This window comes from Allobosea sp. P1_A7 (genome assembly GCF_056406775.1).
The window spans coordinates 1-25368 of the sequence record NZ_JBFTZN010000085.1 but is presented as its reverse complement, the minus strand read 5'-3'; the positions used below and the strand labels follow the sequence as shown (position 1 = coordinate 25368).

The 25368-nt window shown below is 67.1% G+C and carries 25 protein-coding genes and 1 pseudogene; 16 read left to right on the top strand and 10 right to left on the bottom strand.

The window, feature by feature from the left end; genetic code table 11:
• The 9 genes from AC1D34_RS16655 to AC1D34_RS16615 form a co-directional block, all read left to right on the top strand.
• A partial coding sequence (locus tag AC1D34_RS16655; RefSeq protein WP_476824768.1) for an OsmC family protein occupies positions 1-301 on the top strand: 301 nt, incomplete at its 5' end.
• Positions 302-354: 53 nt separating this feature from the next.
• On the top strand, positions 355-1377 hold the full coding sequence (locus tag AC1D34_RS16650; RefSeq protein ID WP_476824767.1) for an ABC transporter substrate-binding protein: 1023 nt from the start codon (positions 355-357) through the stop codon (positions 1375-1377).
• On the top strand, positions 1364-2383 hold the full coding sequence (locus tag AC1D34_RS16645) for an ABC transporter permease (RefSeq protein WP_441506687.1): 1020 nt from the start codon (positions 1364-1366) through the stop codon (positions 2381-2383). The genes AC1D34_RS16650 and AC1D34_RS16645 overlap by 14 nt, the downstream gene beginning before the upstream one ends.
• On the top strand, positions 2377-3183 hold the full coding sequence (locus AC1D34_RS16640) for an ABC transporter ATP-binding protein (protein WP_476824766.1): 807 nt from the start codon (positions 2377-2379) through the stop codon (positions 3181-3183). Before AC1D34_RS16645 ends, AC1D34_RS16640 begins: the two co-directional genes overlap by 7 nt.
• A 41-nt stretch (positions 3184-3224) precedes the next feature.
• The gene (gene copC / locus AC1D34_RS16635) at positions 3225-3593 is read left to right on the top strand and encodes a copper homeostasis periplasmic binding protein CopC (protein ID WP_441506685.1); all 369 of its coding nucleotides are present in this window, start codon (positions 3225-3227) and stop codon (positions 3591-3593) included.
• Position 3594: 1 nt separating this feature from the next.
• Positions 3595-5184: a cytochrome c gene (locus AC1D34_RS16630; protein WP_476824765.1), complete on the top strand. Its 1590-nt coding sequence runs from the start codon at positions 3595-3597 to the stop codon at positions 5182-5184.
• Between the two features lie 202 nt (positions 5185-5386).
• Positions 5387-5581, top strand: coding sequence for a hypothetical protein (locus AC1D34_RS16625; protein WP_476824764.1), 195 nt, complete (start codon positions 5387-5389; stop codon positions 5579-5581).
• The gene (locus tag AC1D34_RS16620) at positions 5581-5817 is read left to right on the top strand and encodes a hypothetical protein (RefSeq protein ID WP_441491100.1); all 237 of its coding nucleotides are present in this window, start codon (positions 5581-5583) and stop codon (positions 5815-5817) included. The genes AC1D34_RS16625 and AC1D34_RS16620 overlap by 1 nt, the downstream gene beginning before the upstream one ends.
• Before the next feature lie 334 nt (positions 5818-6151).
• A complete protein-coding gene (locus tag AC1D34_RS16615) occupies positions 6152-6355 on the top strand; it encodes a cold-shock protein (RefSeq protein ID WP_069881900.1) in 204 nt (67 codons plus the stop codon).
• 348 nt (positions 6356-6703) lie between these two features.
• Here AC1D34_RS16615 and AC1D34_RS16610 read toward each other — a convergent pair whose 3' ends face one another.
• Positions 6704-7222 (bottom strand): Crp/Fnr family transcriptional regulator, encoded by a 519-nt coding sequence (locus AC1D34_RS16610; protein ID WP_476824763.1) that lies wholly within the window; start codon positions 7220-7222, stop codon positions 6704-6706.
• A 132-nt stretch (positions 7223-7354) separates the two neighbouring features.
• Between AC1D34_RS16610 and AC1D34_RS16605 the strand changes: the two genes are divergently transcribed.
• The 4 genes from AC1D34_RS16605 to AC1D34_RS16590 all read left to right on the top strand — a co-directional run bounded on the left by AC1D34_RS16605 (position 7355) and on the right by AC1D34_RS16590 (position 10280).
• Positions 7355-8089: an SDR family oxidoreductase gene (locus AC1D34_RS16605; protein ID WP_441491098.1), complete on the top strand. Its 735-nt coding sequence runs from the start codon at positions 7355-7357 to the stop codon at positions 8087-8089.
• Positions 8086-8739, top strand: coding sequence for a TVP38/TMEM64 family protein (locus tag AC1D34_RS16600; RefSeq protein ID WP_476776933.1), 654 nt, complete (start codon positions 8086-8088; stop codon positions 8737-8739). The genes AC1D34_RS16605 and AC1D34_RS16600 overlap by 4 nt, the downstream gene beginning before the upstream one ends.
• A 97-nt stretch (positions 8740-8836) precedes the next feature.
• Positions 8837-9220 (top strand): nuclear transport factor 2 family protein, encoded by a 384-nt coding sequence (locus AC1D34_RS16595; RefSeq protein ID WP_476776932.1) that lies wholly within the window; start codon positions 8837-8839, stop codon positions 9218-9220.
• 241 nt (positions 9221-9461) lie between these two features.
• Complete coding sequence (locus AC1D34_RS16590; protein WP_476824762.1) at positions 9462-10280, top strand: MBL fold metallo-hydrolase; 819 nt, start codon at positions 9462-9464, stop codon at positions 10278-10280.
• A gap of 24 nt (positions 10281-10304) precedes the next feature.
• Here AC1D34_RS16590 and AC1D34_RS16585 read toward each other — a convergent pair whose 3' ends face one another.
• The 8 genes from AC1D34_RS16585 to AC1D34_RS16550 form a co-directional block, all read right to left on the bottom strand.
• Positions 10305-12827 carry a rhomboid family intramembrane serine protease gene (locus AC1D34_RS16585; RefSeq protein WP_476776929.1) on the bottom strand — a complete coding sequence of 841 codons (2523 nt, stop codon included), beginning with the start codon at positions 12825-12827 and terminating at the stop codon, positions 10305-10307.
• Positions 12828-12982: 155 nt separating this feature from the next.
• Positions 12983-13798 carry an ABC transporter permease gene (locus AC1D34_RS16580; RefSeq protein WP_441491091.1) on the bottom strand — a complete coding sequence of 272 codons (816 nt, stop codon included), beginning with the start codon at positions 13796-13798 and terminating at the stop codon, positions 12983-12985.
• A gap of 1 nt (position 13799) precedes the next feature.
• Positions 13800-14714 (bottom strand): ABC transporter permease, encoded by a 915-nt coding sequence (locus AC1D34_RS16575; RefSeq protein ID WP_476824761.1) that lies wholly within the window; start codon positions 14712-14714, stop codon positions 13800-13802.
• On the bottom strand, positions 14711-15859 hold the full coding sequence (locus AC1D34_RS16570) for an ABC transporter ATP-binding protein (protein WP_441506677.1): 1149 nt from the start codon (positions 15857-15859) through the stop codon (positions 14711-14713). The genes AC1D34_RS16575 and AC1D34_RS16570 overlap by 4 nt, the downstream gene beginning before the upstream one ends.
• The gene (locus AC1D34_RS16565; RefSeq protein WP_476776927.1) at positions 15856-16911 is read right to left on the bottom strand and encodes an ABC transporter substrate-binding protein; all 1056 of its coding nucleotides are present in this window, start codon (positions 16909-16911) and stop codon (positions 15856-15858) included. Before AC1D34_RS16565 ends, AC1D34_RS16570 begins: the two co-directional genes overlap by 4 nt.
• Positions 16912-17079: 168 nt before the next feature.
• Complete coding sequence (locus tag AC1D34_RS16560; RefSeq protein ID WP_441491087.1) at positions 17080-18378, bottom strand: NAD(P)/FAD-dependent oxidoreductase; 1299 nt, start codon at positions 18376-18378, stop codon at positions 17080-17082.
• A gap of 24 nt (positions 18379-18402) precedes the next feature.
• Entirely contained in the window at positions 18403-19896 is a 1494-nt protein-coding gene (locus AC1D34_RS16555) for an aldehyde dehydrogenase family protein (protein ID WP_441491086.1), read from the bottom strand.
• Entirely contained in the window at positions 19893-20999 is a 1107-nt protein-coding gene (locus AC1D34_RS16550) for a mandelate racemase/muconate lactonizing enzyme family protein (RefSeq protein WP_476776926.1), read from the bottom strand. The genes AC1D34_RS16555 and AC1D34_RS16550 overlap by 4 nt, the downstream gene beginning before the upstream one ends.
• 166 nt (positions 21000-21165) lie before the next feature.
• Between AC1D34_RS16550 and pdxR the strand changes: the two genes are divergently transcribed.
• Together pdxR and AC1D34_RS16540 are read left to right on the top strand one after the other, a co-directional pair.
• Complete coding sequence (gene pdxR, locus AC1D34_RS16545) at positions 21166-22650, top strand: MocR-like pyridoxine biosynthesis transcription factor PdxR (protein ID WP_476824760.1); 1485 nt, start codon at positions 21166-21168, stop codon at positions 22648-22650.
• A 191-nt stretch (positions 22651-22841) separates the two neighbouring features.
• Positions 22842-24302 (top strand): GMC family oxidoreductase, encoded by a 1461-nt coding sequence (locus AC1D34_RS16540; RefSeq protein ID WP_476824759.1) that lies wholly within the window; start codon positions 22842-22844, stop codon positions 24300-24302.
• A gap of 165 nt (positions 24303-24467) precedes the next feature.
• Here the strand turns inward: AC1D34_RS16540 and AC1D34_RS16535 are convergent, their stop codons facing one another.
• Positions 24468-24698 (bottom strand): twin-arginine translocation signal domain-containing protein, encoded by a 231-nt coding sequence (locus tag AC1D34_RS16535; RefSeq protein WP_441491082.1) that lies wholly within the window; start codon positions 24696-24698, stop codon positions 24468-24470.
• Positions 24699-25188: 490 nt separating this feature from the next.
• Between AC1D34_RS16535 and AC1D34_RS16530 the strand changes: the two are divergent.
• Positions 25189-25368: pseudogene (locus tag AC1D34_RS16530) on the top strand (hypothetical protein); the annotation flags it as partial.

Sequence of the window (25368 nt, the reverse complement as noted above, 5' to 3'; positions counted from 1 at the left end):
GTCCAGCTGCCTGACTCACACCTACCTGATCCAGGCCGCCGACCAGCAGATCGATCTGCGGGATGTTTCCGTCGAGGTGCAGGGCCAGCTCGATCCCCGCGCCGGCACGCCCGGTTTCGAGACGGTGCCAGTTTACCCGCACGACCTCTCCTACACGGTGCGGCTGACCACCGATGCAACCGATCTGGACGCCCTCAACGCCGCAGTCGAGCGCTTCTGCCCGATCCTGAACCTGCTCCGGCGCGGCACGGATGTGCATGGAACCGTCGAACGCGTCCCGGCCAGCCGCGCCGCCGCCTGATCTTCTCGCCCCCCCGGCACGTAGCCGCTCACCGCAGCGGCAAAGGAGCGAATATGAGCCTTGTCACCAGCCAGCCCACCCGCCGCGCGCTCCTGCGCGGAGCCGCCGCACTCGCCGCCGCACCGCTTGCCGGTCTCGCCGGGCATCACGCCTTCGCCCAGGCCGCACCGCTGGCGCAGCGCCAGACGATCAAGCTCGCCTGGGGCCAGACGGCCGTCTGCCAGTCGCCGATCTCGGTCGCGCTGAAGCAGGGCCTGTTCGAGAAATACAACATCGCGGTCGAACCGGTGAATTTCAGCGGGCCGACAGATGCCCTGCTCCAGGCGATCGCCACCGGCCATGCCGATGGCGGCATCGGCATGGCGCTGCGCTGGCTGAAGCCCCTCGAACAAGGCTTCGATGTCGGCCTGACCGTCGGCACCCATGGCGGCTGCATGCGACTGCTCGTCGCCGAGAATGCCGGCATCGGCAGCCTGAAGGACCTGAAGGGCAAATCCGTCGCCGTCACCGACCCGGCAAGCCCGGTGCGCAACTTCTTCGCCATCCGCCTCGCCGAGATCGGCCTCGATCCGGAGAAGGATGTCAGCTGGGTGCAGTACCCGCAGGACCTGTTCGGCGAAGCGCTGAAAAAGGGCGAGGTCCAGGCGCTGGCCGGCGACGACCCGCATCGCTATCTCATCCGCGAGCGCGACAAGCTCGTCGAACTCGCCACCAATCTCGAGGGCCAATACGCCAAGTCGACCTGCTGCGTGCTCGGCCTGCGCGGCGCCCTGATCCGCGACCAGCCCCAGGTCGCAGCTGCGGTCTCCCGCGCCATCGTCGAGGCCCAGGCCTGGACCGCGGCCAATCCCGACAAGACGGCCGAGATCTTCGCCCCCTTCGTCCCGGCAAAGGTGACGCCCGAGACGGTGGCCGCGATCCTGCGCAGCCACACGCATGACCACCACTCCACCGGAGCGGCGCTGCGCGACGATGTCGCGCTGTTCACCGAACAGTTGAAGCTCGTCAACGTGATCCGCAAGAGCACCGACGCCAAGGCCTTCGCGCAGAAGATCGTGCCCAATGTCGCCGTTTGAACAGACAGGCTCCGCGGCAACCTTCGACCGGCCGCCCCTGCAGGTCGATGGCTGGGTGCTGGCGCGGGGCGCCCTTGCCGCACTGGCCTGGACCGCTGTCGCCGCGTCCGTCACCCTGCTCGCGAACAGGAAGGTCGGCTTCGCCGAACCGCTCTATGTCGACCAGACCAATCTCGGCCTCGTCGCATGGGCGGTCCTGCTGGCGATCGCCACGACGATCGGCGCCGTCTGGCCGCCGCTCGGCTCGCGGCTCGGCCGGGCTGCGCCCTGGCTCGTCGTGCTCGCGCTCTTCGTCGGAATCTGGGACCTGCTGACGGCCAAGCTCGGCCTGCTTCCGGTGCCCTTCTTCGCGCCGCCCTCCGCGCTGGTCGAGGTCTATGCCGAGGACTGGCCGCGTCTGGGCGAAAGCGTGCTGCATTCGCTGCGGCTGCTCGCGCTCGGCTTCGCGTTCGGCACGCTCTCCGGCTTCGTCACCGGCGTCGCGATCGGCTGGTCGCGCGGGCTCGGCTATTGGGTCCACCCGGTGCTGCGCTTCCTCGGGCCGATCCCGTCGACCGCGCTGCTGCCGATGTCCTTCTTCTTCTTTCCCTCGAGCTTTTCGGCGGCGATCTTCCTGATCGCGCTCGCCACCTGGTTCCCGGTCACGGTGCTGACCTGGTCCGGCGTCGCCAGCGTCGACAAGGCCTATTACGACGTCGCCCGCACGCTCGGCGCCCGCCGCTCGTTCCTGATCTTCAAGGTCGCGATCCCGGCCGCCCTGCCGCATGTCTTCGTCGGCCTGTTCATGGGGCTGGGCGCCTCCTTCTCGGTGCTGGTGGCGGCCGAGATGATGGGCGTCAAATCGGGCCTCGGCTACTACCTGCAATGGGCCCAGGGCTGGGCCGCCTATGCCAACATGTATGGCGCGCTGATCGTCATGGCGCTGATCTTCTCGAGCCTGATCACGCTGCTCTTCGCCGCGCGTGACCGGCTGCTCGGCTGGCAGAAGGACGTGGTGAAATGGTAGCCGCTCCACTCACATTCGCTGCCGATCGCACCGCGCCGACCGCGCGGGGAGCCGATCTCGCGATCGCCGGTGTCTCGCATGCCTTCGATCTCGAAGGCCGGCCGCTGCCGGTGCTCGACGATATCGACCTCGACGTTCGGGCCGGCGAATTCRTCGCCCTGCTCGGCCCGAGCGGTTGCGGGAAGTCGACGCTGCTGCGGCTGGTCGCCGGGCTCGAACAGCCCTCGCGGGGCCGGATCTCAGCCGCGGGAGAGTTGATCACGGCGCCCGACCCGTCCCGCGTCGTCGTCTTCCAGGACCCGACGCTCTATCCATGGCGCACCGTCTGGAGGAATGTCGCCCTCGGGCTGGAGGCGCGCGGCCTGCTCGCCGCACAGAAGAGCCGCGTCGACGATGCGCTGCGGACGGTCGGTCTCGCCGGGTTCGAACGGGCCTTTCCGCGCCAGCTCTCCGGCGGCATGGCGCAGCGCGCAGCTCTGGCGCGGGCGCTTGTCAATGATCCCAGCGTGCTGATCCTCGACGAGCCGCTGGGGAAGCTCGACTCTCTGACGCGGATCGCGATGCAGACCGAGATCGCAGAGCTCTGGCGCCAGCGCGGCTTCACCACGCTGCTCGTCACGCATGACGTGGAAGAGGCGCTGTTCCTGGCCCAGCGCGTCATCGTGCTGAGCGAGCGCCCCGCCCGGATCAAGGCCGAGATCGTCAACGACCTCCCCTATCCCCGCCATCGCGGCGACCCGCGCCTTGCAGAACTGCGCGGCCAGGCTCTCGCCCATCTCGGGCTCGACGCCAGCTGGTGATCGCCAGGCGAAAGCCCTCTCTCCATCACAGGACCCTGTTCATGTCTCGCGTCACCGGGCTCACGCTCGCCCTCTCTCTTGCGGCCTCGACCTTCGCCGCCTCGCCAGCCTTCGCCCATGCCCATCTCAGGACCGCCTCGCCGGCCGAGGGCGCGACGGTCGCCGCCCCGGCCGAGATCGTGCTCGGCTTCACCGAGGCCCTCGAGATCAAGCTCAGCAGCATCACCGTGCGCGACGCGCAGGGCCACGAGGTCCAGCTCGCGCCGGCGGAAGCCGTGGCGGGCGACGGCAAGGCGCTGAAAATCCGCCTGAAGGCGACGGCGCCGGGCCCGTACACGGTCGAATGGGCGGCGACCTCCGTCGATACCCATCGCGTCGCCGGGCAGTACCGGTTCACCGTCAGGCCCTGATGTGACTGCCTTCATCGAGGCGGCACTGCCGGCGATCCGCTGGCTCCATCTCGCCGCCTTGCTGTCCAGCCTCGGCACCGAAGCCTTTCGCCTGCTGGCGTGGGGACGACTGGGCGCCGCGCCCGAGGCTACCTCGTTGCTGCGAAGGCTGGCCCGGTTCAGCCGGGCCGGCGTCGTGCTGTCCCTTGTCAGCGGCGGCGCCTGGCTCTGGTTCCAGGGCAGCGCCATGCTGGGGAACGCCGTCGCGAGCCGGGAGGCGGCGCTCGCCATCCTCCAGACCCTCTTCGGCGGGACCTTGCTGCTGCGCCTCGCCCTGCTGGTCGTCTCGCTGTGGATGCTGCACAGCGAGGGACGCGGCCGCTGGCTCGCCCTGCCCCTTCTCGCTGCCGCCGCCTTCCTGCAAGGCGGGCTCGGCCATGGCGCAGCGACTGAGGGCTGGGTCACGATCGCCCTTGGCCTGCATGTCGTGGCTGCCGGGCTCTGGCTCGGCGCGCTGCTGCCGCTGCTCGCGACGTGTTTTCTCCTGCCCTCGCAGGCGGCTGCCATCGCACGCCGCTTCACGCCACTCGGCCTCGCCTGCGTGCTGACGCTCGCCCTCACCTCGCTGATGCAGGTGCAGGCGCTTCTCGGCACGCTGGCGGCGACGCTCGGCGCTGCCGCCGCGCTCGCAAGCCAGCCGCCGGGTATCCACGAACAGCCGGATTGGCCCTTGCCGCTGCGACCTATTCCGGGCCTGTGGGACGATGCCTATCTGCGCGACGGGCTCCTGCGCCTGCTCGGCCCGATCGCCATCACGGCCGCGCTCTTCATCCTAGCCGTCGTGCTGCGCAAGCTGCGCTGGCCGGCGCTCGCGGCTGGAGCCGCAGCACTGGTCTATATCCAGGTGCCGCCATGGCGCCCCTATGTCGTCGCCGCGGTGCCGACGAGCTTTCAGCTCTCACCGACCGGCTATTCCGCGCGCTCGATAGCGGCCGGTCGCGCGCTGTTCCAGCGCGACTGCACGAGCTGCCATGGCCTCGACGCGCGCGGCCGCGGGCCGGTCGCGGTCGCGCAGGCGGTCTGGCCTCCGGACCTCTCGGCGCCGCTGATCGCGGGCCGCCCGGGCGGGGAGCGGGTCTGGTCGATCCGCCACGGCGCCGGGCCGATGCCGGCGGCAACCGGGCTCGGCGATGCCGAGATCTGGGCCTTGATCGATTTCATCCGGCTGCGCGCCGGCGCACGCATCTATGACCGCTCCGAGATGCGCTTTGCCGGGGCCGCCCGCATGCCAGGTTTCGTCGCCGGCTGCCAAGAGGGCGTCATCCTGGCTCCGGGCGATGGTCGGGTCCTGCGCCTGTGGATCGAGGGCACGACCGCGCAGGTCCAGGCTGACGGCGCGGCGGCCCGCTGTCCGGTCGAGGACCCGGAGCCGCTGGCCACTGCGCTCGCGGAACTGACCGGCGGCGGAGAGCCGCCCGCGCAGGTTCTGATCGACGCCAATGGCTGGCTGCGGCGGGCCTTCGGGACCGATGCCAACGCGTCACCCGATATCCTCGCCACCGAACTGAAGCTCATTCGGGAGCAGCCCTACGATGGCTCCAGCCATCACTAGCGCGTGGGCGTGGGCGCCACGCGAATGCGCGGAATGCTGGCGCACCAGCCAGGGAGCGCAGCAGAACGCAACGGATCCACCAAGAGCGCCCGTACGCGACAAGCCCGACTTTCTCCGGGCAGAAGCCGCCGGTACACGGCCGGGTTGCTTGACTCCCCAATCGCAGAATGTTCCATCTTTGTTCTCATTGAAAGAATGAAATATGCCAGACGATCAGGGGACCATCACGGTCATCACCGATCAGGATATCGACGCGGTGCTCTGCGAGGCCAAKGGCGACGCGCGCGAGGCGATCCGCATGCTCCTGCATGATCTCGCAGTCCTGGCCGCCGACGCCGAGCGGCTGGTCTCGAAGGGTTTTGTGCGCCGTCGCGCGCCGTGGAAGAGGATCGGATGATGGTGACGCGCACACAGAGGCATTTCTCGCCCTATGACGCGGAGAAACTCCTCGCCCTGGTCGAGAGCGCCCGGCGCGAGATAGGGCAGTATCAGGCGACGGTACCGCTCAACTCAGCGATACACACGGCACTGAAGGCTTTCAGGGATGCCGCGACCTTGCTCGCGGATACGGCACGCGGTGATGTCGGGACGGGGCGCTCCTTGCCGTCGCACGCGAGATCAGAGCAATCGTGAGCGATACCGGCGGGCGATAGACGTCCGCCTCCCTCGGAACCTGCTCTTCGGCAGGTCATGACGCAGGTTGCGCGTGGCGCAAAGATCATCGTCCTTGGAAGGATCGCGCGTCGGCGCTGGGTATGATCGATCCAGCACTACCGGAGGTGTATATTGATGCATCAGCGCCATTCGATGGCAACTCACAGTTGTGATGATAAACCGGTTGTAATCGTCGGCCAGTGACGCTTCACGTTTGGTCTCGACAACCTTGTCTTTTCGGTCAATTCTTTCGCCGGGTCGTCGGATCGAGCATCCGCCTGCCCGCAAGACGCAATCTTCAGAGGATGCGGCTATGGCGACGGGAAACGTGAAATGGTTCAATACTGAGAAGGGTTTCGGGTTCATTCAGCCTTCAGACGGCGGCAAGGATGTGTTTGTACACATCACAGCCGTGAAAGAGGCCGGCATGATGACTCTGACCGAAGGACAGAAGGTCGCTTTCGACTTGAAAACCGAACGCGGCAAGACAGCGGCAGGCTCCCTCCAGCTTCTCTGATCACCACCTGACGTCTTTTGCGTCGAAACGGCTTGCCACCTGACGGCATGTCCTGACATCGCATTAGCAGCGCGGTCAGGCAGCGCTTGGAAGGCCAGGACATCCATCGATCAGGCGCGCCGGGCGGATTTTACGCCCCCGGGCAGGCTAGCCCACGTGGGTGAGACGCTGTGGAACCGGGAACCCGGCCCTGCGAACCTTCGGTCAGCATAGCGCGATCGCTGTCGATGGAACTACGCTTGGCGCCGGAGCCGGCAGGACGGCCCGGGATGCCGAATTCGAACCGCCGCTGCCGCAGATTGCTTGCGAGGCTATGGCTGAACGTCACAGTTCCGGCGTGCAATGCCGTCACTCAGCTGCGCTCAGGCGCCGTTTGATCCTGCTGAAGGCGATGGGCGTGATGCCGAGATAGCGCGCGATATCTCCCTGGGAGAGACGGCTCAACAAGCCCGGCTCCAGCCTTAGCATGGCCCGAAATCGCTCTGCGGCGGAATCGCAGAGCAAGGCCTGCTCGCGCCGCGATTTGCGCTGCCTCACCCAATCCGCGAACTGGCCGTAAGCGCGCTGCAGATCCGGGTTCTCGGCGATCCGCTGCTGCAACCATGGCAGGGGAACCCGGATGATTGTCGATGGTTCGAGCGTTCGTGCGCCGAAGGCCGGCCCGTTGCCCTCTGCCGCGAACAGGCCCTGATCGGCGATGAAGCTCTTGATCCGTTCATCGCCCTCGGGCGTGACGTAGACCAGCTTGATGAGCCCTTCCGTGAGAATGAACAGATCGGCCGGCGCATTGTCCGGATCGAACAGGACATGGCCCTTGGGACAAGCCCTGGCGGTCCAGAGCCTGTCGCCCCAAACTTTGTCCTGCAAAGCAAGTTCCCGGAGCTGACTCAGGAGTCGGCCGGCCGGAGAACCTCGCTCATCTAAACCCGGGTTCATCAGGAACGCTCGAAAGCATGGCAGGAGGATCGACGACAGACACAAAGGAGACAAGACATCGGAATGCGTACCCCGCTTTCTCGATCCTCGAAAGTCGTTCTGACGGGCGGCACCTCGGGCATCGGAGCCGAGATGCTGGAAAAGCTCCTGTCCGCCGGGCACTCCGTCATTGTGCTGGCACGAAGCGCAAGCCGGCTCGAGCCGCGCAACGGACTGGAGGCGATCGATATCGACCTGGCCGATCCTGCGGCCGTCAGGGCGGTGGCAGCCGATATCGCGGCGCGCCATGCCGATCTGAGCGTGCTCATCAACAATGCGGCGCTCCAATATCCCGTCGCCTTGACCGATCCCGATTTCGATCCCCTGCAGATGGACGCCGAAATTGCGGTCAACCTGCTGGCCCCGGCCTTGCTGACCCACGCATTTCTGCCGGGTCTGAGACGGCAGGGCATGGGCACCGCGATCGTCAATATCTCCTCGGGACTGGCTCTCCTCCCGAAGCAGCGGACGGCGCTCTATTGCGCGACCAAGGCGGCGCTGCACAGCTTTTCCCAGAGCCTGCGGTACCAGCTCGAAACGGACGGGGTGGCGGTGATCGAGGCGATCCTTCCCCTCGTCGAGACCCCGATGACGGCGGGGCGCGGCAGCGGAAAGATATCGGCTCGCGATGCCGCGGAGGCGATCCTGGCGGGCGTCAGGTGTGCGCGGCCGGAAATCCATGTCGGAAAGGCGAGGCTCTTGCCGCTGACATCCAGGCTGGCGCCCGGGCTCAGTCGCAGGATGATGCGCGGCTCATGAAGGGGCTTCTGAAAGTCGCGCTTGTCCTTGCGCTCGCGTTCGCTTCAACCGCGCTCATCGTCAAATCGACAGGTCTGGTCTCCGAGCGCAGTGCGCTGGCCTTCATCGAGGCCGCGAAGGAGATCAATCCGCTCTATCTGGGGGCGGGTGTCGTCCTCCTGCTGGCGATCGACCTCTTGATTGCAGTGCCCACGATGACGACGATCCTGATCGCGGGATATGCGATGGGCCCGCTCCTGGGCGGAGCCTCCGCCACCACCGGGCTGATGCTGCTGGGGCTCGGCGGATATGGGATGGGGCGCCGCTTTGGTAGACCCGTCCTCGCCAGGCTTTTCAAGGATGGCGAAAAGCTCGCGGAGATCGAGCGAGCCTTTGCGAAGAACGATCTGCTCACGCTGTTTGCGTGTCAGGCGCTGCCGATCCTGCCCGAGCTCAGCTGCACCATTGCCGGAATGACCCGGATGCGGTTTCGACGTTTCCTGTTCGGCTACTGCGTCGGCGTCATACCCTTTGCCTTCATCGTCGCCTGGGCAGGTTCGAAGAGCACGTTCAGCAATCCCGCACCGGCGATCTATGCTGCGATCACCATCAGTGTCGGACTTCTGCTCGCCTGGACGCTCATCCGCAGGCGATCTGCGCAGGGCCTGTGAGCCATGACGATGCAACGGTGGGCGGGCGGCGGGCGGCGGCGCCCTTCCCGGAACCTGCTCCACCGATGCTCGTTCTCTTCGTCAAAGGAGAACAGCCATGTCCGGAGACAAGCAAACCATCATCGATCTCGAGACGCGCTTCTGGCAGTCCATGGTCGACAAGGATGCCAAGCTCGCGAAATCGATGATCGCCAGCGAATGTCTGATCACCGGCCCGATGGGGGCGATGAAGATCGACCCCGACCGGTATGAAACCATGACGGAAGAAGGCCGGTGGACGCTGCGGAGCTTCAAGCTCAGCGATGTCGACGTGATCATGCCGACCGACGAAGTCGCCGTCATCGCCTACAAGGTGCATCAGAAGGGCGACATGAAGGGCAAACCCATGGACATGAAATGCGCGGATAGCACGACATGGGTCAGGGATGGCCAATCCTGGAAATGCGCCCTCCACACCGAGACGATGCTGCAGGATGCCTGAGCGCGCTGGTTTGACTGCCTGGTGGCGAGCCGGTTTGTCCGATCACCGGATCGCCATGGGCGAATGCCGCATGCTGGAAGCTGCGGTCATCCGCGCTCCCGACGAGGAGCATGGCATCCGAGACGATCACCGAGAGGCAGAACCCCGCTATACCTTGCGCGCAATTTCTCCTGCCTTCGACATCGCGTAAGAGCGAGCAGGACGGGGCTCGGTCTGCATCGCCCCAGCGAAGGATAGGATATTGGCCTTTCTGACTGAACCGGAGCCGCCGCGTGGCCGGCCGATGGAGGTTGTCCCCGGCATCTCCCGTATCGTCGCCAATAATCCGAGCCTGATGACCTATCGTGGCACCAATACCTATCTGATCGAGGATGGCGACGGCTTCGTGGTTCTCGATCCCGGCCCCGACGATGCCGGGCATCTCGACGACATCCTGCGCGCCACGGGCGGTGCGGTTTCTGCGATCGTRCTGAGTCACACCCATTCCGACCATCTCGGCGCGACCGCCGGCCTGAAGGCCCGCACCGGCGCGAAGACATACGCCTACCATCTCAGCGCCGATGACGCCTTTATCCCCGATATCCTGCTGAAGGACGGCGACACCGCATTGGGGATGACGGCGATCCACACGCCCGGACACGCCTCCGACCATCTCTGCTTTGCCTTCCGGGACGGGATCCTGTTCAGCGCCGACCACGTCATGTCCTGGTCGAGCAGCATCGTCGCGCCGCCGGGCGGTGACATGGCCGATTACGTTGCAAGCCTAYGGCTGATGCTGGCGCGCGACGACAGCCTGTATCTGCCCGGGCATGGGCCGCCGCTGCCCAATCCGCAGCCCTATGTCGCCGAGCTGCTGGAGCATCGCCTCAGGCGCGAGAACGCCATTGCCGATGCGCTAAAAGCCGGACCGATGGGAACCTGGGATCTCGTCGATCGGCTCTATTCGCAAACCGATCCCTGGCTGCGCCGCGCCGCCGAGCGCAATGTGGCGGCGCATCTGCTCAAGCTCAGGGATGAGGGGCGCGCAGCAGTGCTGGATGAGAAGTGGATCTCGGTCTGACGAGGTCGGGGCGTCCCGCGCCCCTCACCGCTCGATCAGGCGGCGCTCGGTGCGGGCGGCCGCCCATTCCACGAAGGTCTTCGGGCAACTCGTGGCCGCATAGAAGATGAACGGGTCGGCCTCGGCCTTGGCATTCTCCAGAAGGTGCCATTCGCCGAGATAGAAATTCGCCTCGCAGGTCTGTTCGCCATGCGTGATCGGGTCTCGGCTCTGCGTTGCCGCGCGCAAGACGTTGCGGTCGATCTCGCCGCGATAGAACTGGATGATCGGGGCTGGCCAGACAGTCATGTCGACCCCCTTGGCCGCCGAGGCGAGCCGCCCCCCTCGCCCCGAACGTGCGGAGACGATGTGCAGCCACAGGGCGGCATAGGCGTCTTCGGGCTTCAGCGTGAGAGCCCGTTCCAGGTCCTGAATGGCCTTCTTGGGCCGGCCGTCGAAGAAGGCAAGCCAGCCGCGATAGCGCAGTATGCCGGCATTGTCCGGCTCCATGGCGAGCGCCTGATCGAGCCTAGTGATCGCGTCGCGCTGCCGGCCCATGGCGTCGAAGATACCAGCCAGATCGACCAGCGCCTGGGTGCTGGATGGTTGCAGGCGAACCTGGACTTCTGCGTCTTCAAGCGCCGCGTCAAGCAAGCCGAGCGCGAGTTCAGTCTGTGCGCGCCAGCCATAGATCGCGGGCATAGGCGGCGCCGTTGTGGCGCTCGCGCGTGTGAAGAGGTCGCGCGCGGCTTCCCAGTCTCGCGCCTTGCGCCGCGCTTCGCCCACGACAAGGAAGGCGTTCTGCTCGACCTCGGGAAGACTGGCCGGGGACAGGGCCGCCTGGGTCCTGCTGACCAGCGTCAAGGCCCTCTCGCGCGCAGCCTTGTCGTTGCCGACCGCGACGGCATGGGCGAGATGGCTGCGCGGATCGCGCGGATACTGGCGAACGAGCTCGGCGGAGCGTGCGAACCATTCGGCATCGGTCTTTGGCACTTGCTCCGGCGGGATGGTCAACCGCGCCAGGGCGACGTCACCAAAGCCCGCGCGCGGAATCGAGAGGAATGTCAAGGCTGTCAGGCCGAGTGCGACTGCAAGCGCGGGGCGGGCCCAGCGCGGACGCCGCGTCCCGGCATCCCAGGACCGCAGGATCAGGGCGCCGAGCATGGCCCCGGTAAGAGCACCGCCGCCATGGCTGGCATGGTCGAGCTCTCCAGCCGCGAGCCTGCCGCCGGCGAGGAAGGTTGCGAGCAGGATCGCGACGCAGAATGCCTGCAGCCAGAGCCGGCGGGCATCGTCGGCAAGCCGGAGGCTCACCACGAGGCCCGCAGCGATCACGGCCATGATGGCGCCGGAAGCCCCTGCACCAATCAGGGTTGCCGGGTTCACCAGGATAGAACCGAGAGCCCCCGCAAGCCCGCCGAGCAGGAAGATGGCGAGAAGCCAGCCCATCCCGAGGACCGGCTGCAGGAACCAGCCGGCGATCGCCAGGATGACGACGTTGCCGATCAGATGCGCCAGGCTCCAGTGCAGGAACATGGCGAGGGCGAGGCGGTACCATTGCCCGGCCTGGATCGCGAGTTCACTGGAGACGCCGCCGAACAGCACGATGGTCATCCCGGTGACACCGAGGCTCTGCGACCGGACATAGGTTTCAACCAATTCGCCGATGAAGACGAGGATGAGAAGAGCTGCCAGCGCCAGCGTCGCCCAGGGGACGGGCTGGAGACCGGCGGACAGCGCGGCTTTCCGCGGAGCGCCGCCGGGAATGCCAGGTTCTGCACCAGGGGGCTGCTCAGATGCGACCTCCCTGGCCCCGTTCACGAGGCGGAGCACGGTGGTTCCCGCGGCTTCGTCGTAGAAGGCATCGCGCCCCCGCGCGATTGCGTACAAGGCGGCGATCACCGCCATGGCGAGCGGCAGGTTGCCGAGGAAGCCCAGGATGGATGCCAGATCGTTCGGAAGCGGCACCCCTGAGCGAAGGGCAGCGAACAGCAGGACCGCCATTGCCAGAGGCGCCACGCCGGGCAGCGCGAACAGACTATAGCGCCGGGCGAGCGCGGCGCGGATCTCTGCTGCGGTGACCGGCTCGTCCCACCGCGGCAGGACGCGCAGGGACAAGAGATGGCGCCCGAGGCTCGGCACGCCGCGGATCTCCAGCAGCCACCGCATCAGCGCCAGCAGCGGCCATTGCAGGATCGACAGATCGAAGGCCAGCGTCATCTGGTTCTCAGCGTTCAGTGCATAGCTGAGCGAGGTCGTGACGCTTGAATCGGCCCCCTGCCGCGACAGCGTGTAGAACCGGGCAGTCGGCTGCCCCAACAGCGATTTCGTGCAGATGCTTACTGAAGTCGGCCGGAAGCCGGCCGGGATCTCGATCGTCGCGGGGCGGCCTTGCGCGGGCCGGCAGTCCGTCATGAAGCTGGAGCCGTCGATCAACGCCCCATTCGACAGCGGGAACAGGACGGCCGCCAGTGCCTGGGTGACGATCATCACGACGACAAGATCGATCAGGAAGGCCAGGCCGCGGCGCAGAACGCCGCCCTTCACCCAATCCGGTGCGTCCCCCATACCCCCATCCCGATCATGGCCGGCAGCGTTGCGCTGCTTTGGTCGGCCGCAAGCTCAGGTTGCCATGAATAGGGCGCGCCGCTCAGCTTGTCACGGTCTCGCCAGGTCGGCCGGCATGTGCCAAATCTACCGGCAAAGGATTGACTCCATTGCCTTTATTTCTCCGCCTTGCCCAGCAGTTGCGAGGCCGCCAGAAGCAGCGAGGTGATCACGATCATGATGGTCGAGATCGCCGCGATGGTCGGGTCGATCTGGTCGCGCAGCGCCATGAACATCGCGCGCGTCAGCGTCGAGTTGTCGCCGCCGGAGACGAAGAGCGAGACCACCACCTCGTCGAAGGAGGTCAGGAAGGAGAGCAGGGCCGAGGTGACGATGGCGAAGCCGATCTGGGGCATCGTCACCTGGAGGAAGGCCTGCGCCCGCGTCGCGCCCAGGCTGCGGGCAACGCGCTCCTGGTCGAGATCGAAGCTCTTCAGGGCCGAGCCGACGATCATCATCACGATCGGCACGGCAAGCATCGTGTGCGCGAGCACGATGCCGAGGAAGGAATTGACCATCTTGAGCTGCACGAAGGCATAGAACAGCGCGACGCCGACGAGGATGACCGGAACGATCGTCGGCGTCAGCAGCGCCAGGATCACGACCCCGCCGAAGCGCAGCCGCGAGACATGCAGCCCATAGGCCGCAAGCGTGCCGACCGGCGTCGCCACGAGCGCCGTGCAGATGCCGGCCTTGAGCGAGGTCCCCGTCGCCGCCATCCAGCTCTGCGAGGAGAAGAACGCCTCGTACCAGCGCAACGACCATTGCCGCGGCGGAAACTCCAGATACTGCGACTGAGAGAACGACATCGGGATCACGATCAGCGTCGGCAGGGCCAGGAAGGCGAGCACCAGCACCCCGAGCCCGTAGAGCCAGAGCCGCGACCGGTGCGTGATCTGCGTGTCGCTGGCGGGACGATCGAACCAGCTCATATCAATGCCCCGCGCCGAAGAGGCCCGCGCCGCGCGAGAGCCGGGCAGCCAGGACGAGCACGACGAGCGTGATCACTAGCAGCACGACACCGAGCGCACTCGCCGCCCCCCAGTTGAAGAACAGCTCGATATCGTTGGCGATGCGGTTCGAGACCATCGTCACCTTGCCGCCGCCGAGCATCGCCGGCGTCACGTAGAAGCCGAGGCAGAGCACGAAGACGAGCGCGGAGCCCGCGGCAAGACCGGGCAGCGACAGCGGAAAGAACACGGTCCAGAAGCCGTGAGCCGGGGTCGAGCCGAGGCTGGAGGCCGCCCGCAGCAGGTCGCGGTCGATCGCCCGCATCGTTCCGTAGAGCGGCAGGACGAGGAAGGGCAGCATGATATGGACCATGCCGATCAGCGTTCCCGCGACATTGTGGACGAGCTGCAGCGGCTCGCTCCAGATGCCGAGCTCCATGCCCCAGGTGTTGATCAGCCCGCGGCGCTGCAGCAGCACCAGCCAGGCATAGGTGCGCACCAGGAGCGAGGTCCAGAACGGCAGCAGCACCGCGATCATGCAGAGATTGGCGGCGCGCCGCGGCAGCTGCGACAGGAAATAGGCGAGCGGATAGCCGAGCAGGATGCAGATCGCCGTGGTCAGCAGGCTGATCTCGAAGGTCGTGCGGAAGGTCCGGCCATAGGAAGGCTCGGCCAGCATGCGCCGGTAATGCTCCAGGCTCGGTGCGCCGGCATCGTCGAGGAAAGACAGGCCGAAGAGCCAGCCGACCGGCAGCAGCACCGTGATCGTGACGAGCAGGAGCGCAGGCGCGGCCAGCGCCGCCAGCCCGAACCGCTCGCGCCAATGGTCGCGGTGCAGCGCCGCGGCATGGAAATCGTCGCCGGCCCCGCCGGCAATGCTGAGCCCGGGCGCGCTCACTTGCGCGCCCTCCCCTCGTCGCCCAGCAGGACGGTGTCGCTGACGGCGATGCCGACCGCGATCGGCGTGCCGCGTGCCGGCGGCGCGGCATCGTCGCCCCGTGTCGCCATGCGCAGGCTGACCAGGCTGCCATCGCCCAGCACGAGCTGCAGCAGCAGCGTGTCGCCCTGGTATATCGCGCTCTGGACCGTGCCCTCGAAGCGGTTCATCGCCTCGGTTTCGCTGCCGTCGAGGATGCGTAGCCGTTCCGGGCGCAGCATCATCACGCAGTTCCGCTGCCCGGCCGGGACCTTGGGCGCCTGGATGACGGCGCCGGCAGCCCGGCAGATGCCATCGGTGACCGCGACATCGAGAAACGAGGATTCGCCGATGAACTCGGCGACGAAACGGCTGCCGGGCTGGTCGTAGATCGCACGCGGCGTGTCGATCCGCGCGATCCGACCGCGATCGAGCACCGCGATGCGGTCCGACATGGTCAGGGCCTCGCGCTGGTCATGCGTGACATAGACGGTGGTGGTGCCGAGCCGGTCATGGAGCTGGCGCAGCTCGATCTGCATGCGCTCGCGCAGCTGCTTGTCGAGCGCCGAGAGCGGCTCGTCCATCAGGATGATGCGCGGCTCGAAGACGATGGCCCGGGCAAGCGCGACGCGCTGGCGCTGGCCGCCGGAGAGCTGGTTGATGCTGCGCCCGCCATAGCCGCCAAGCTGGAACATCTCCAGCGCGGCCTCGACGCGCCGGGCGATCTCGCTCGCCGGGACGCGCCTCAGCCTGAGCGGGAACCCGACATTGCGGGCGACGTCCATATGCGGAAACAAGGCGTAGTTCTGGAAGACCATGCCGATCTCGCGCTTGTGCGGCGCAAGCCGGACGACCTCGCGCTCGCCGAAGCGGATGCTGCCCTTGTCGGGCCGCAGGAAGCCGGCGATCGCCATCAGCAGGGTCGTCTTGCCCGACCCCGATGGGCCGAGCAGAGTCAGGAACTCGCCGGGCCTGACGTCGAGATCGACATCGTCGAGCACCGAGACGGCGCCATAGGCCTTGCTCAAGCGCCGCACTGCGATCGGCAGCGCCCTGCCTGCGGGTGAGACGAGCGGGGCTGCCGCGATGGCAGCCTCCCGCTCGCCGGGATCAGCCGCCAGTCTCATTCGGTCAGCATGTTCTGGTAGGCGGCCGAGGCCTGGGTCTCGAACTTGGTGTACCAGTCGAGGTCGATCGGCACCTGCTTGGCGGCATTGTCGGGATGCGACGGCAGTGATTTGGCATAGGCCGCCTCGATCGTGCCGAGGTCGTAGGCTTTCTTGTTGGTCGGCCCGTAGGTGATGTATTTGGTGAATTCGGCCTGGTATTGCGGCTTGCTGATCTCGGCCAGGAACTTCATCGCCAGGTCCTTGTTCGGCGCCCCCTTGGCGATGGCGAAGCAGTCATAGTCGAGCAGCGCCTGGTTGAAGGTGTAGGCGACCTTGGCACCGTCCTTGGCGGCGACGTCGAAGCGCCCGTTCCAGCCGGTGATCATGTCGACCTCGCCATCCTTCATCAGCTGGGCGTGCTGGGCGCCAGAACTCCACCAGACCGCGATATGCGGCTTCAGCTCGCGGATCTTCTTGATCGCGCGCTCGATGCCGCCGGGCTGCGACAGGACCTCGTAGACCTTTTCCGGCGGCACGCCGTCGGCCATCAGGGCGGGCTCGAGCGCACCCGCCACGCCCTTGCGATAGGAGCGCTTGCCCGGGAATGTCTTGACGTCCCAGAAATCGGCCCAGCTCTGCGGGCCCTTCTCGCCGTAGGTCTTGGTGTTCCAGGCCAGAACCGTGGAAAAGACGTCGCCGCCGACGCAGTAATCCTGCGCGGTGCCAGGCACGAAGCTCGAGGTGTCGATGACCTTGTAGTCGAGCTTTTCGAGAATGCCCTCGGAGCCCGCGCGCGCCGCGCTGCCGGAGCCGCTGGCGACGACATCCCAGGTCACGGCGCCAGCCTTCACCTTGAGGCGCAGGTCGGCGATGCTGCTATAGGTCTCTTCCTTGAGCTTGATGCCCAGCGCCTTGGCGGCAGGCACGAACAGCGCCTTGCTCTGCGCCTCCTGATAGGAGCCGCCGAAGGACACAACGGTGAGCTCCTGCGCCAGGGCCGGCATCGCTCCGGCCAGGCTCAGGAGAAGGACGAGGGTCGATCGCGACGGCAGGATCGGCGGGCACTGCATGTCATATCTCCTGAGCTGAGGGGCACATGTCCAGCGGCAGTCGCGCAGTCGCTGTAGCGACCCAGCTTCCCACCATTGAGAGCGTGCAGAGTTTGTTGAAATTGGTCTGGCCAGAAGGTCCATTCTGAGAATTGGGGAAGGCCAATCCGCAGAGACGATCCTGCTGGCTCATCGGGCCAGGCGATCGCGCCAGCGGTAATAGAAGACCGATGGTGCGAGGAACCAGGGATTGCCGCTGTAGAAGGGCCGCGTCGGGAACGGCAGGTCGTCGAGCGCCGTCTTGCCCTCGGCCAGGCCAAGCACCTGCTGGCCGAGCCGCATGCCGAAATAGCTCGCCGTGCCGACGCCCGCCCCGCAATAGCCCATGGCGTAGTAGAGCCCGTCATGGCGGCCGACATGCATCAGCTCGTCGAAGGTATAGGCGACGAAGCCGCACCAGGAATGGCTGATCCGTGTCTGCGCCAGCTCGGGGAAGATCGCGCTCATGTCGGCATGGAGTTTGGGCCCGCTGCGCCGCGGATCCGTCTCGCTCAGGGAGACGCGGCCGCCGAACAGGATGCGCCGCCGATCGGGCGACGCGCGGTAGTAATAGACGACCTTGCGGGTATCGCTGACGATGCGGTTGCGCGGGATCAACTTGTCCATCAGCGCCGGCTCCAGCGGCTCGGTCGCGATGATGTAGCTGCCGATCGGGATGACGCGGCGGCGCAGCCAGCCGGTCGCCGGCCCGGTATAGCCGTTGGTGGCGACGATGACGTCGCGCGCCCGGATCGTGCCGCGCGGCGTCTCGACCAGGAAGTCCTTGCCCTGGCGGGTGATCGCGGTCGCCGGACAGAACGGCACCAGCTCGGCGCCGGCCGCGAGGACGCGTTCCAGCAGGCCCTGGTGATAGCGCGCCGGATTGACCGAGGCATGGCCGGCATAGACCACGCCGCCATGATAGAGATCCGAGCCGATCTCGTCGCGCTGCTCGGTGCGCGGCACGACATGGCAGGGCACTTCGAGGCCCTTGGTCTGGTTGTCGACGCGCTGCGCCAGCATCTCGTACTGGCCCGGCGAATGGGCGGCGTGAAAGCGCCCCACCACGCCGAAATCGCAGTCGATCGCCTCTTCGCGCACGAACTCGGCGATCCAGCGCAGCGAGCGATGGCCTTCCTGCAGAATGGCAAAGGCCCGCTTCTCGCCGTGACGGCGCGCCAGGGCCGCGAGGCCGGGCTTGATGCTGGTCGAGATCTGGCCGCCATTGCGGGTGCTGCAGCCGAAGCCGGCCGCCTCCGCATCGAGCACCACCGTGCTGCGCCCGCCCCTGGCGGTCTGGAGCGCGGCATGCAGGCCGGTATAGCCGGAGCCGACAACCACGACATCGGCCTGTTTCGGCGGCTCCGAGCGGGGCAATTCCGGCCGCGGGACTCCGTCCCACCAATAGGGTGCCGCCTTGAAATCGGCGGTAAACAGCTCAGTCGACATTCCGTCGTTTCCCCCCGGGCCCGTTCAGAGCCGCGCCACAACACTCTTGAGCTTGCAGTAGCTGCGCAAGCCCGCCATGCCCTTGGCCCGGCCAAAGCCGGATTTACGGTTACCGCCGAAGGGCATGGCGATGCCGCCGGCGAAGAACTCGTTGATGTAGACCTGGCCGGCATCGACGGCGCGCGCGAAGCGCCAGGCGTTGGAATGGTCACGGGTGTAGATGCCGGCGACCAGCGCATAGGAGGTCGCGTTGGCCGCCGCGATGGCCTCCTCCAGATCCGCGACGATCTGCACTGTCAGGACCGGGCCGAAGATCTCCTCCTGCACCAGCGGGTCGTCCGGGCCGCGGGCGAGAATGATGGTCGGACGATAGAACCAGCCACTGCCGCACTCGGCTGCGGGAACGATGCCGCCGCCGATCAGGATGCGGTTGCCGGCCGCGCGCGCCCGCTCGACATGGGCCTCGATACGCGCGAGCTGCTGCACCGAATTGATCGGCCCTATGCCGGCTTCGCCCAGGCCATGGCCGAGCTGCATCGCTGAAACGCGTGCGACGAGCCGGTCGAGAACCTCGTCCGCGATAGGTGCCTCCAGGATCAGCCGCGAGCCGGCCGAGCAGATCTGGCCGGCATTCTCGTAGATCGCGCCGAGCACGCCCTCGATCGCCAGCCCGATCTCGCAATCAGCCATCAGCGCGACGGGGGATTTGCCGCCGAGTTCGAGCGCCAGCCGCGTGACATGCTCGGCCGCCGCCCGCATCACGCGCTGGCCGGTCGCGACCGAACCGGTGAAGGTGATGTGGTCGATGCCGGGATGGGCGACGAGTGCTGCGCCCGCCTCCGCTCCCGTGCCGGCGACGACATTGAGCACGCCGTCGGGCAGGCCGGCCTCATGCAGCAGTTCCGCCAGCATCAGCGTGGTGAACGGCGTCTGCTCTGCCGGCTTGACGACGAGGGTGCAGCCGGCGGCGAGCGCCGGCGCGATGCCGCGCGCGGCCGTCGAGAGCGGATAGTTCCACGGCACGATCTGCGCGACGACGCCGACCGGTTCCTCGATCGTCACCCCGAGATAGTCCGGGCCAAGCGGCACGCTGTCGCCATGCAGCTTGTCGGCGGCCCCCGCATAATAGGCGAAGGCACGGATGACGCCGCCGACATCGCCCTCGGATTCGGCGAGCAGCTTGCCGGAATCGAGCGTCTCGACCACGGCGAAACGCGCCGCCCGCTCGCGCAGCAGATGGCTCGCCCGCATCAGGATCTCGCCGCGAGCCGCCGGCGTCATCTGCGACCAGGGGCCAGACAGCGCCGCTCGTGCCGCCGCGACCGCCGCCGCCACCTCCTCGGCTGAGCCCGCTGCGACGCTGGCGAACGGGACGCCGCGGCCGGGGTCGAAACTCTCCATCTCCCGCCCCGAGACGGAGGCAACGAGCCGGCCGCCGATGAAATGCCCGCGCGGCAGTCCCGCCAGTGTGCCGGTGCGTCGCGCTTCCTCGACCAGCTTCTCCCGGTCGAGGGTCACGCCGACACCTCGGTCACGTGATAGGCGGCCCGGTCCAGCCAGCTGGGCTCGATCTCGACGCCCCAACCGGGCTCGGAGGGGATTGCGACCATGCCGTCGCGGGCCTTGGGCGGGTTGCGCAGCAGCCCCTGCTCCCAAGGGTAATAATCCGGCCCCTCGATCGAGAACTCGACATAGGGACCGGCATTGGCGAGCGCGCCCATGACATGCAGGGTGAACACCGTCACCAGCGACTGGTTGGCGGAATGCGGCGTCACCGGCAGGCCCGCCTCGGCCGCCCAGCGCGCCACCGTCAGCATCCGCCCGACCCCGCCGAGATAGCAGATATCCGGCTGCACCACGTCGACGACGCGCCCGTCGATCATCGCCCGCCAGATCGCGAGGTCGCAATCCTGCTCGCCGCCGGTGACGTCGAGATCGAGCGCCTCGCGGACCTCACGCGTCCAGGCATGTTCCCAATAGGGACAGGGCTCCTCGAAATGGACGATGCCATGGTCCTGCAGCATACGGCCGACCGCGATCGCGCTTGCCGGCGTATAGCCGCTATTGGCATCGACCAGCAGCGTCGCCGCGTCGCCGAGCGCGGCGCGGACCTGCGGCACGATCGCCTCGGTACGGCCGGGCCATTCATCGAGGTCGCGGCCGCATTCGCGCCCGACCCGGAACTTGAAGGCGCGGTAGCCATGGGCGTCGCGCAGCCGGGCGAGGCGCTCGGCTTCAGCCTCGGGAGTGATCTCGCCGCGCTTCATGCTGGAGGCGTAGACCGTGAACGGGCGCGGCGTGCCGCCGAGCAATTCGCAGACGCTCTTCCGCTCCTTGCGACCCCGCAGGTCCCAGAGCGCCGTGTCGAGTCCGGTCAGAGCCCGGCAGAGATAGGAGCCCGGGAACTTGTGCTCGCGCTCGCCGATCGTCGCGACGAGGTCGTCGACCGCAAAGGCGTCCCAGCCGATCGCCCAGCGGGCGACCTGGCGGTGGAAGACCGTCGCGGTGATGTCGGCATTATAGGGCGAGAACTGCCCCCAGCCCTGGCTGCCATCCTCGCAGGTGGCACGGACGAAGCCGACATCCGGCGTCGTGAAGCTTTCGAGACGGGTGATCTTCATTATTGCCGCCGCCAATCCATCGCCATGGCCCAGCGCGATTGCCAGGCGGCGTGGGCTCAGAAAGGGACTTGAATTGGTCTGAACCCAAGGTCCATTCTGGCGAAAGCAGCAGTCCAATCGCAGAGATCGCGACCGGTGCTGGCTTGGGCAGGATCACTGGAGCGATATGGTCAAACGCGAAGAAGGTGTCCTGCTGCAATCGATCGTGCTGGATCGACAGGGGCAGCATGGGCTCAGCGTCCAGGTCTGCGTGGGCTTGCGCGAACTCATCCTGAGCGGCGCGCTCAAGGTCGGCGAGCGCCTGCCGGCGACGCGCACGCTGGCGCAGGAATTCGGCGTGGCCCGCACCACCATCGTCGAGAGTTTCGACCGGCTCGCCGCCGAGGGGCTGGTCGAGACCCGCGTCGGTGCCGGCACCTATGTCAGCCAGGCGCTGGCGAGCGAGCGGCCGGCCCCAGTGACCGCGGCGGTAGCCGTGCCGACCGCAAAACTCCGGCTGGCGCAGGCGATGGATTCCGCCTCAAAACTGTTCGGCAYGCGCCTGCCGCACCAGCCGCGCGCCTTCACTACGGCGATGCCGGCTTTTGACGCCTTCCCGATGGCGCAATGGGCCAAGCTTTCCGGCCGGCACTGGCGCAAGGCCCGCCAGCAGGTTTTGGGCTATCCCGATCCCCATGGCGAGGCGGTGCTGCGCCAGGCGATCGCCGCGCATCTGCGGCTCAACCGCGGCATTGCCTGCGAATGGCAGCAGATCTTCATCGTCGCCGGCGCCCAGCAGGCCTTCCAGCTGCTCGCCGCGACGCTGATCAATCCCGGCGACAAGGTCTGGTTCGAGAATCCGGGCGCGATCGGCGCCCGCAACAGCCTGATCCTGTCGGGTGCCGATATCGTGCCGGTGCCGGTCGACGAGGCCGGCCTGATCGTCGAGGCAGGCCTGCGCCGCGCGCCGGATTTCAAGCTCGCCTTCGTCACCCCCTCGCACCAGCAGCCGCTCGGCGCCAAGATGAGCCTGGAACGGCGGCTGGCCCTGCTGGAGGCGGCGCAGGCGAGTTCCGCCTGGATCATCGAGGATGACTGGGACGGCGAGTTCTGCTTCCAGGGCGCGCCGATGGCGACGCTGACCAGCATCGACCTGACCGGCCGCGTGATCTATGTCGGCACCTTCTCGAAGACGCTGTTCCCCTCGCTGCGCCTCGGCTTCCTCGTCGCCCCGCCGCAGCTCGCCGAGCAGATCGGCATCTGCCTCGACGCCTATTCGCCGGGYGTGCCGACGGCGCTGCAGGGCATCGTCGCCGACTTCATCGTCGAGGGCCATTTCGCCACCCATGTCCGGCGCATGCGCAAGCTCTACCAGGAGCGCCACCAGGCGCTGATCGCCGCGGCGGATGCGCATCTGGCGGGCGCTCTCACCGTCGTGCCCACCCATACCGGCATGCACACGATCGGCTTCCTGCGCGAGGGGCTCGATGCCGTTGCGGTGACGCAGGCCGCCGCCCGGCGCGGCATCACGGTGGCGCCGATCAGCCGCTTCAGCCTGGAGCCGGTGGAGCGCGACGGGCTCGTGCTCGGCTTCAGCGGCTTCACGCCGGCGCAGACCCAGGCCGGCGTGCTTGGCCTGCGCCAGGCGATCGACGATCTCAATTCGACCTGATCCTGGGCCTGATCGCCGGCCTGATCCCCACCGATTGGACTGGCGCTTCGAACAGAATGGTCCTTAGCGACAAGCCCAATCCAACCTAAGACATCGGCCCGAAACGTGGATCGCGGTTTTCGGGGAAAGCCGATGCAAACACATCGCGAGCCTGATGTTCAGGCAGCGCCGGAAGCGGCAGGGAGTCCATCTTGGAGGAATGGGATGTCATCGTCATCGGCGCGGGCTCGGCCGGTTGCGCGCTGGCCGGGCGCCTCGCATTGGCCGGGCGCGGCCGCATCCTCGTGCTGGAAGCCGGGCCGCGCGACCTGAGCCCCTGGCTGCATCTGCCGATCGGCTACGGCAAAACCTTCTACCACCCGCGCCTGAACTGGATGTACCGGACGGAAAGCCAGCCCGCCCTCGCCGGCCGCCAGATCTACCAGCCGCGCGGCAAGGTCGTCGGGGGGTCGAGCGCGATCAATGCGATGGTCTATATGCGCGGCCAGCGCGAGGATTTCGACGGCTGGGAGGCGATGGGCAATCCCGGCTGGGGCTGGCGCGAGGTGCTCGCCGCCTATCGCCGCATGGAGGACCATGCGCTCGGCGCGTCAGAGTGGCATGGCGCGGGCGGCCCCGTGCATGTCGAGGACATCGCCTCGGTCGTCCACCCGCTGACCCCGATCTTCGTCAAGGCGGCGCAAGAGGCCGGCCTGCCCTTCAACCCCGATCTCAACGGCGAAAGCTGCGAGGGCGCCGGCATCTACCAGATCACGACGCGCGGCGGCCTGCGTGAATCGGCGGCACGCGCCTATCTGCATCCGGCCCGCAAGACCGGGCGCGTCAAGGTCGAGACGGGCGTGCTCGCCTCGCGCATCCTGTTCGAGGGGCGCCGCGCCGTCGGCGTCGAAGGGCAACGCGACGGCGCGCCCGTCAGCTTCCGCACCGCCGGCGAGATCATCGTCGCGGCGGGCGCAATCAATTCGCCCCAGCTCCTGCAGCTCTCCGGCATCGGCGCGCCCGCGCTTCTGGCGCAGCATGGCATCACGCCCTTGCACGCCCTGCCGGCGGTCGGCGCCCATCTCCAGGACCATCTCTGCTACGACCATGTCTACCGGTCCAGGCGGCCCAGCCTGAACGAGGCCTTGCTCTCCTGGCCCGGCCGCATCGGCATGGCGCTGCACTATGCGCTTCACCGCAGCGGCCCGCTCTCGCTCAGCGTCAATCAGGGCGGCGGCTTCTTCAAGACGCGGCCGGGGCTCGAGCGTCCGGACATGCAGCTCTATTTCTCGCCGCTGAGCTATGAGCGCGCCCTGCCCGGCGTGCGCGCCCTGATGAAGCCCGATCCGTTCTCCGGCTTCAGCACCAGCGTCTCGCCCTGCCGGCCGCGCAGCCGCGGGCATGTCGCGATCCGCTCGGCCGATCCCCATGTCGCCCCGGTGATCGAGCCGAACTATCTCTCCGAGGCCTATTCGGTCTTCCACCCCTGCGGCACCTGCCGGATGGGGCCCGATCCTGCGGATTCAGTTGTCGATGCGAGCCTGCGGGTGCATGGCCTCAGCGGCCTGCGCATCGCCGATGCCTCGATCTTCCCGACGATCCCCTCCGGCAACACCAACGCTCCGGCGATGATGGTCGGCGAGCGTGCGGCCGAGATCATGCTGGCAGAGTGACGCGCACTGCGGAGGACCTTCCGTCGCTGGCGTGAGCGGCGTCGCCGTACCGGGCTTGAGATTCAAATGGCGCGCGAGACGGTGGCGACCACATCCCTACGCAGGGATGGTGCGCAGAGGGGCCGCCATCGTATCCCGCTCTTCCGCTGTACCTTCAGCAGCCACTCACTGACGGCGCTCCTCACGCCGATCGGTGCGTCCGGTGCGGCGAACGTCGCGTCGCTCCCCGCGCCCGGTGCGCCTGTCGCCGCGTCGATCCATGCCCGCGGTCTCGGCCTCGGAAGGTGAACTTGTCAGGACTGTGGCAGCCCCTGCGAGGCCCAGTGCAGCCGCCGACCACAAGAAGGAAAGGGCATGTCGACGAGAGATCACGTCCGGATTGAAGACTTCGCTCATGGCAAAACTCCTTTGGATCGATGAACCGTCTTTGCTGCCCCCTTGGCCACCCCTGGCCGCCCCCCTGCCGCTCCAGAACACCATGTTTGACGCCGGGCCAGCCGCGGCCGCAGCCTGAGGCAAGACAACCGTCCGCGTCATTGCTGGCAGGCTGGTTATGGGCTCGGCCGGCCTCGCGCACAAGATTATTCGCACGCGCCCGATGACCCAACCCCATTTCGGCCAATCATCGCCGCTCCGAATACGCATTGCGCGACCGCCGAGATCAAACACACTCCGGTATCCCCGTCCTGACAACCTTCAAGGCGCACCCATGGATTGATTGACCTCACGTCATCGAGAATTCGCATTCATAATTGGCTAAGTGATCAAATTGTCGCTATCGGGAATATTTGACATCCATCAGTAAATTAGGCCGATTATTCGGGTTCACCGCCGCAATTTGATGTGCAACAGATAGGCTGGCCTATTCCTGACTTCGGAGGACACCATGMGACTAGGACTTGTATCCACCGCCGTCCTTGCAACCTGCCTGGCGACGTCGGCCCTCTCGGCCGATCTTCCCAGCCGCCAAGCGCCGCCTCCCCCGATCGTCTACGCTCCCGTCTTCACCTGGGCCGGATTTTACATCGGCCTCAACGCCGGCATGGGCTGGGCCGACTCGGGCAAC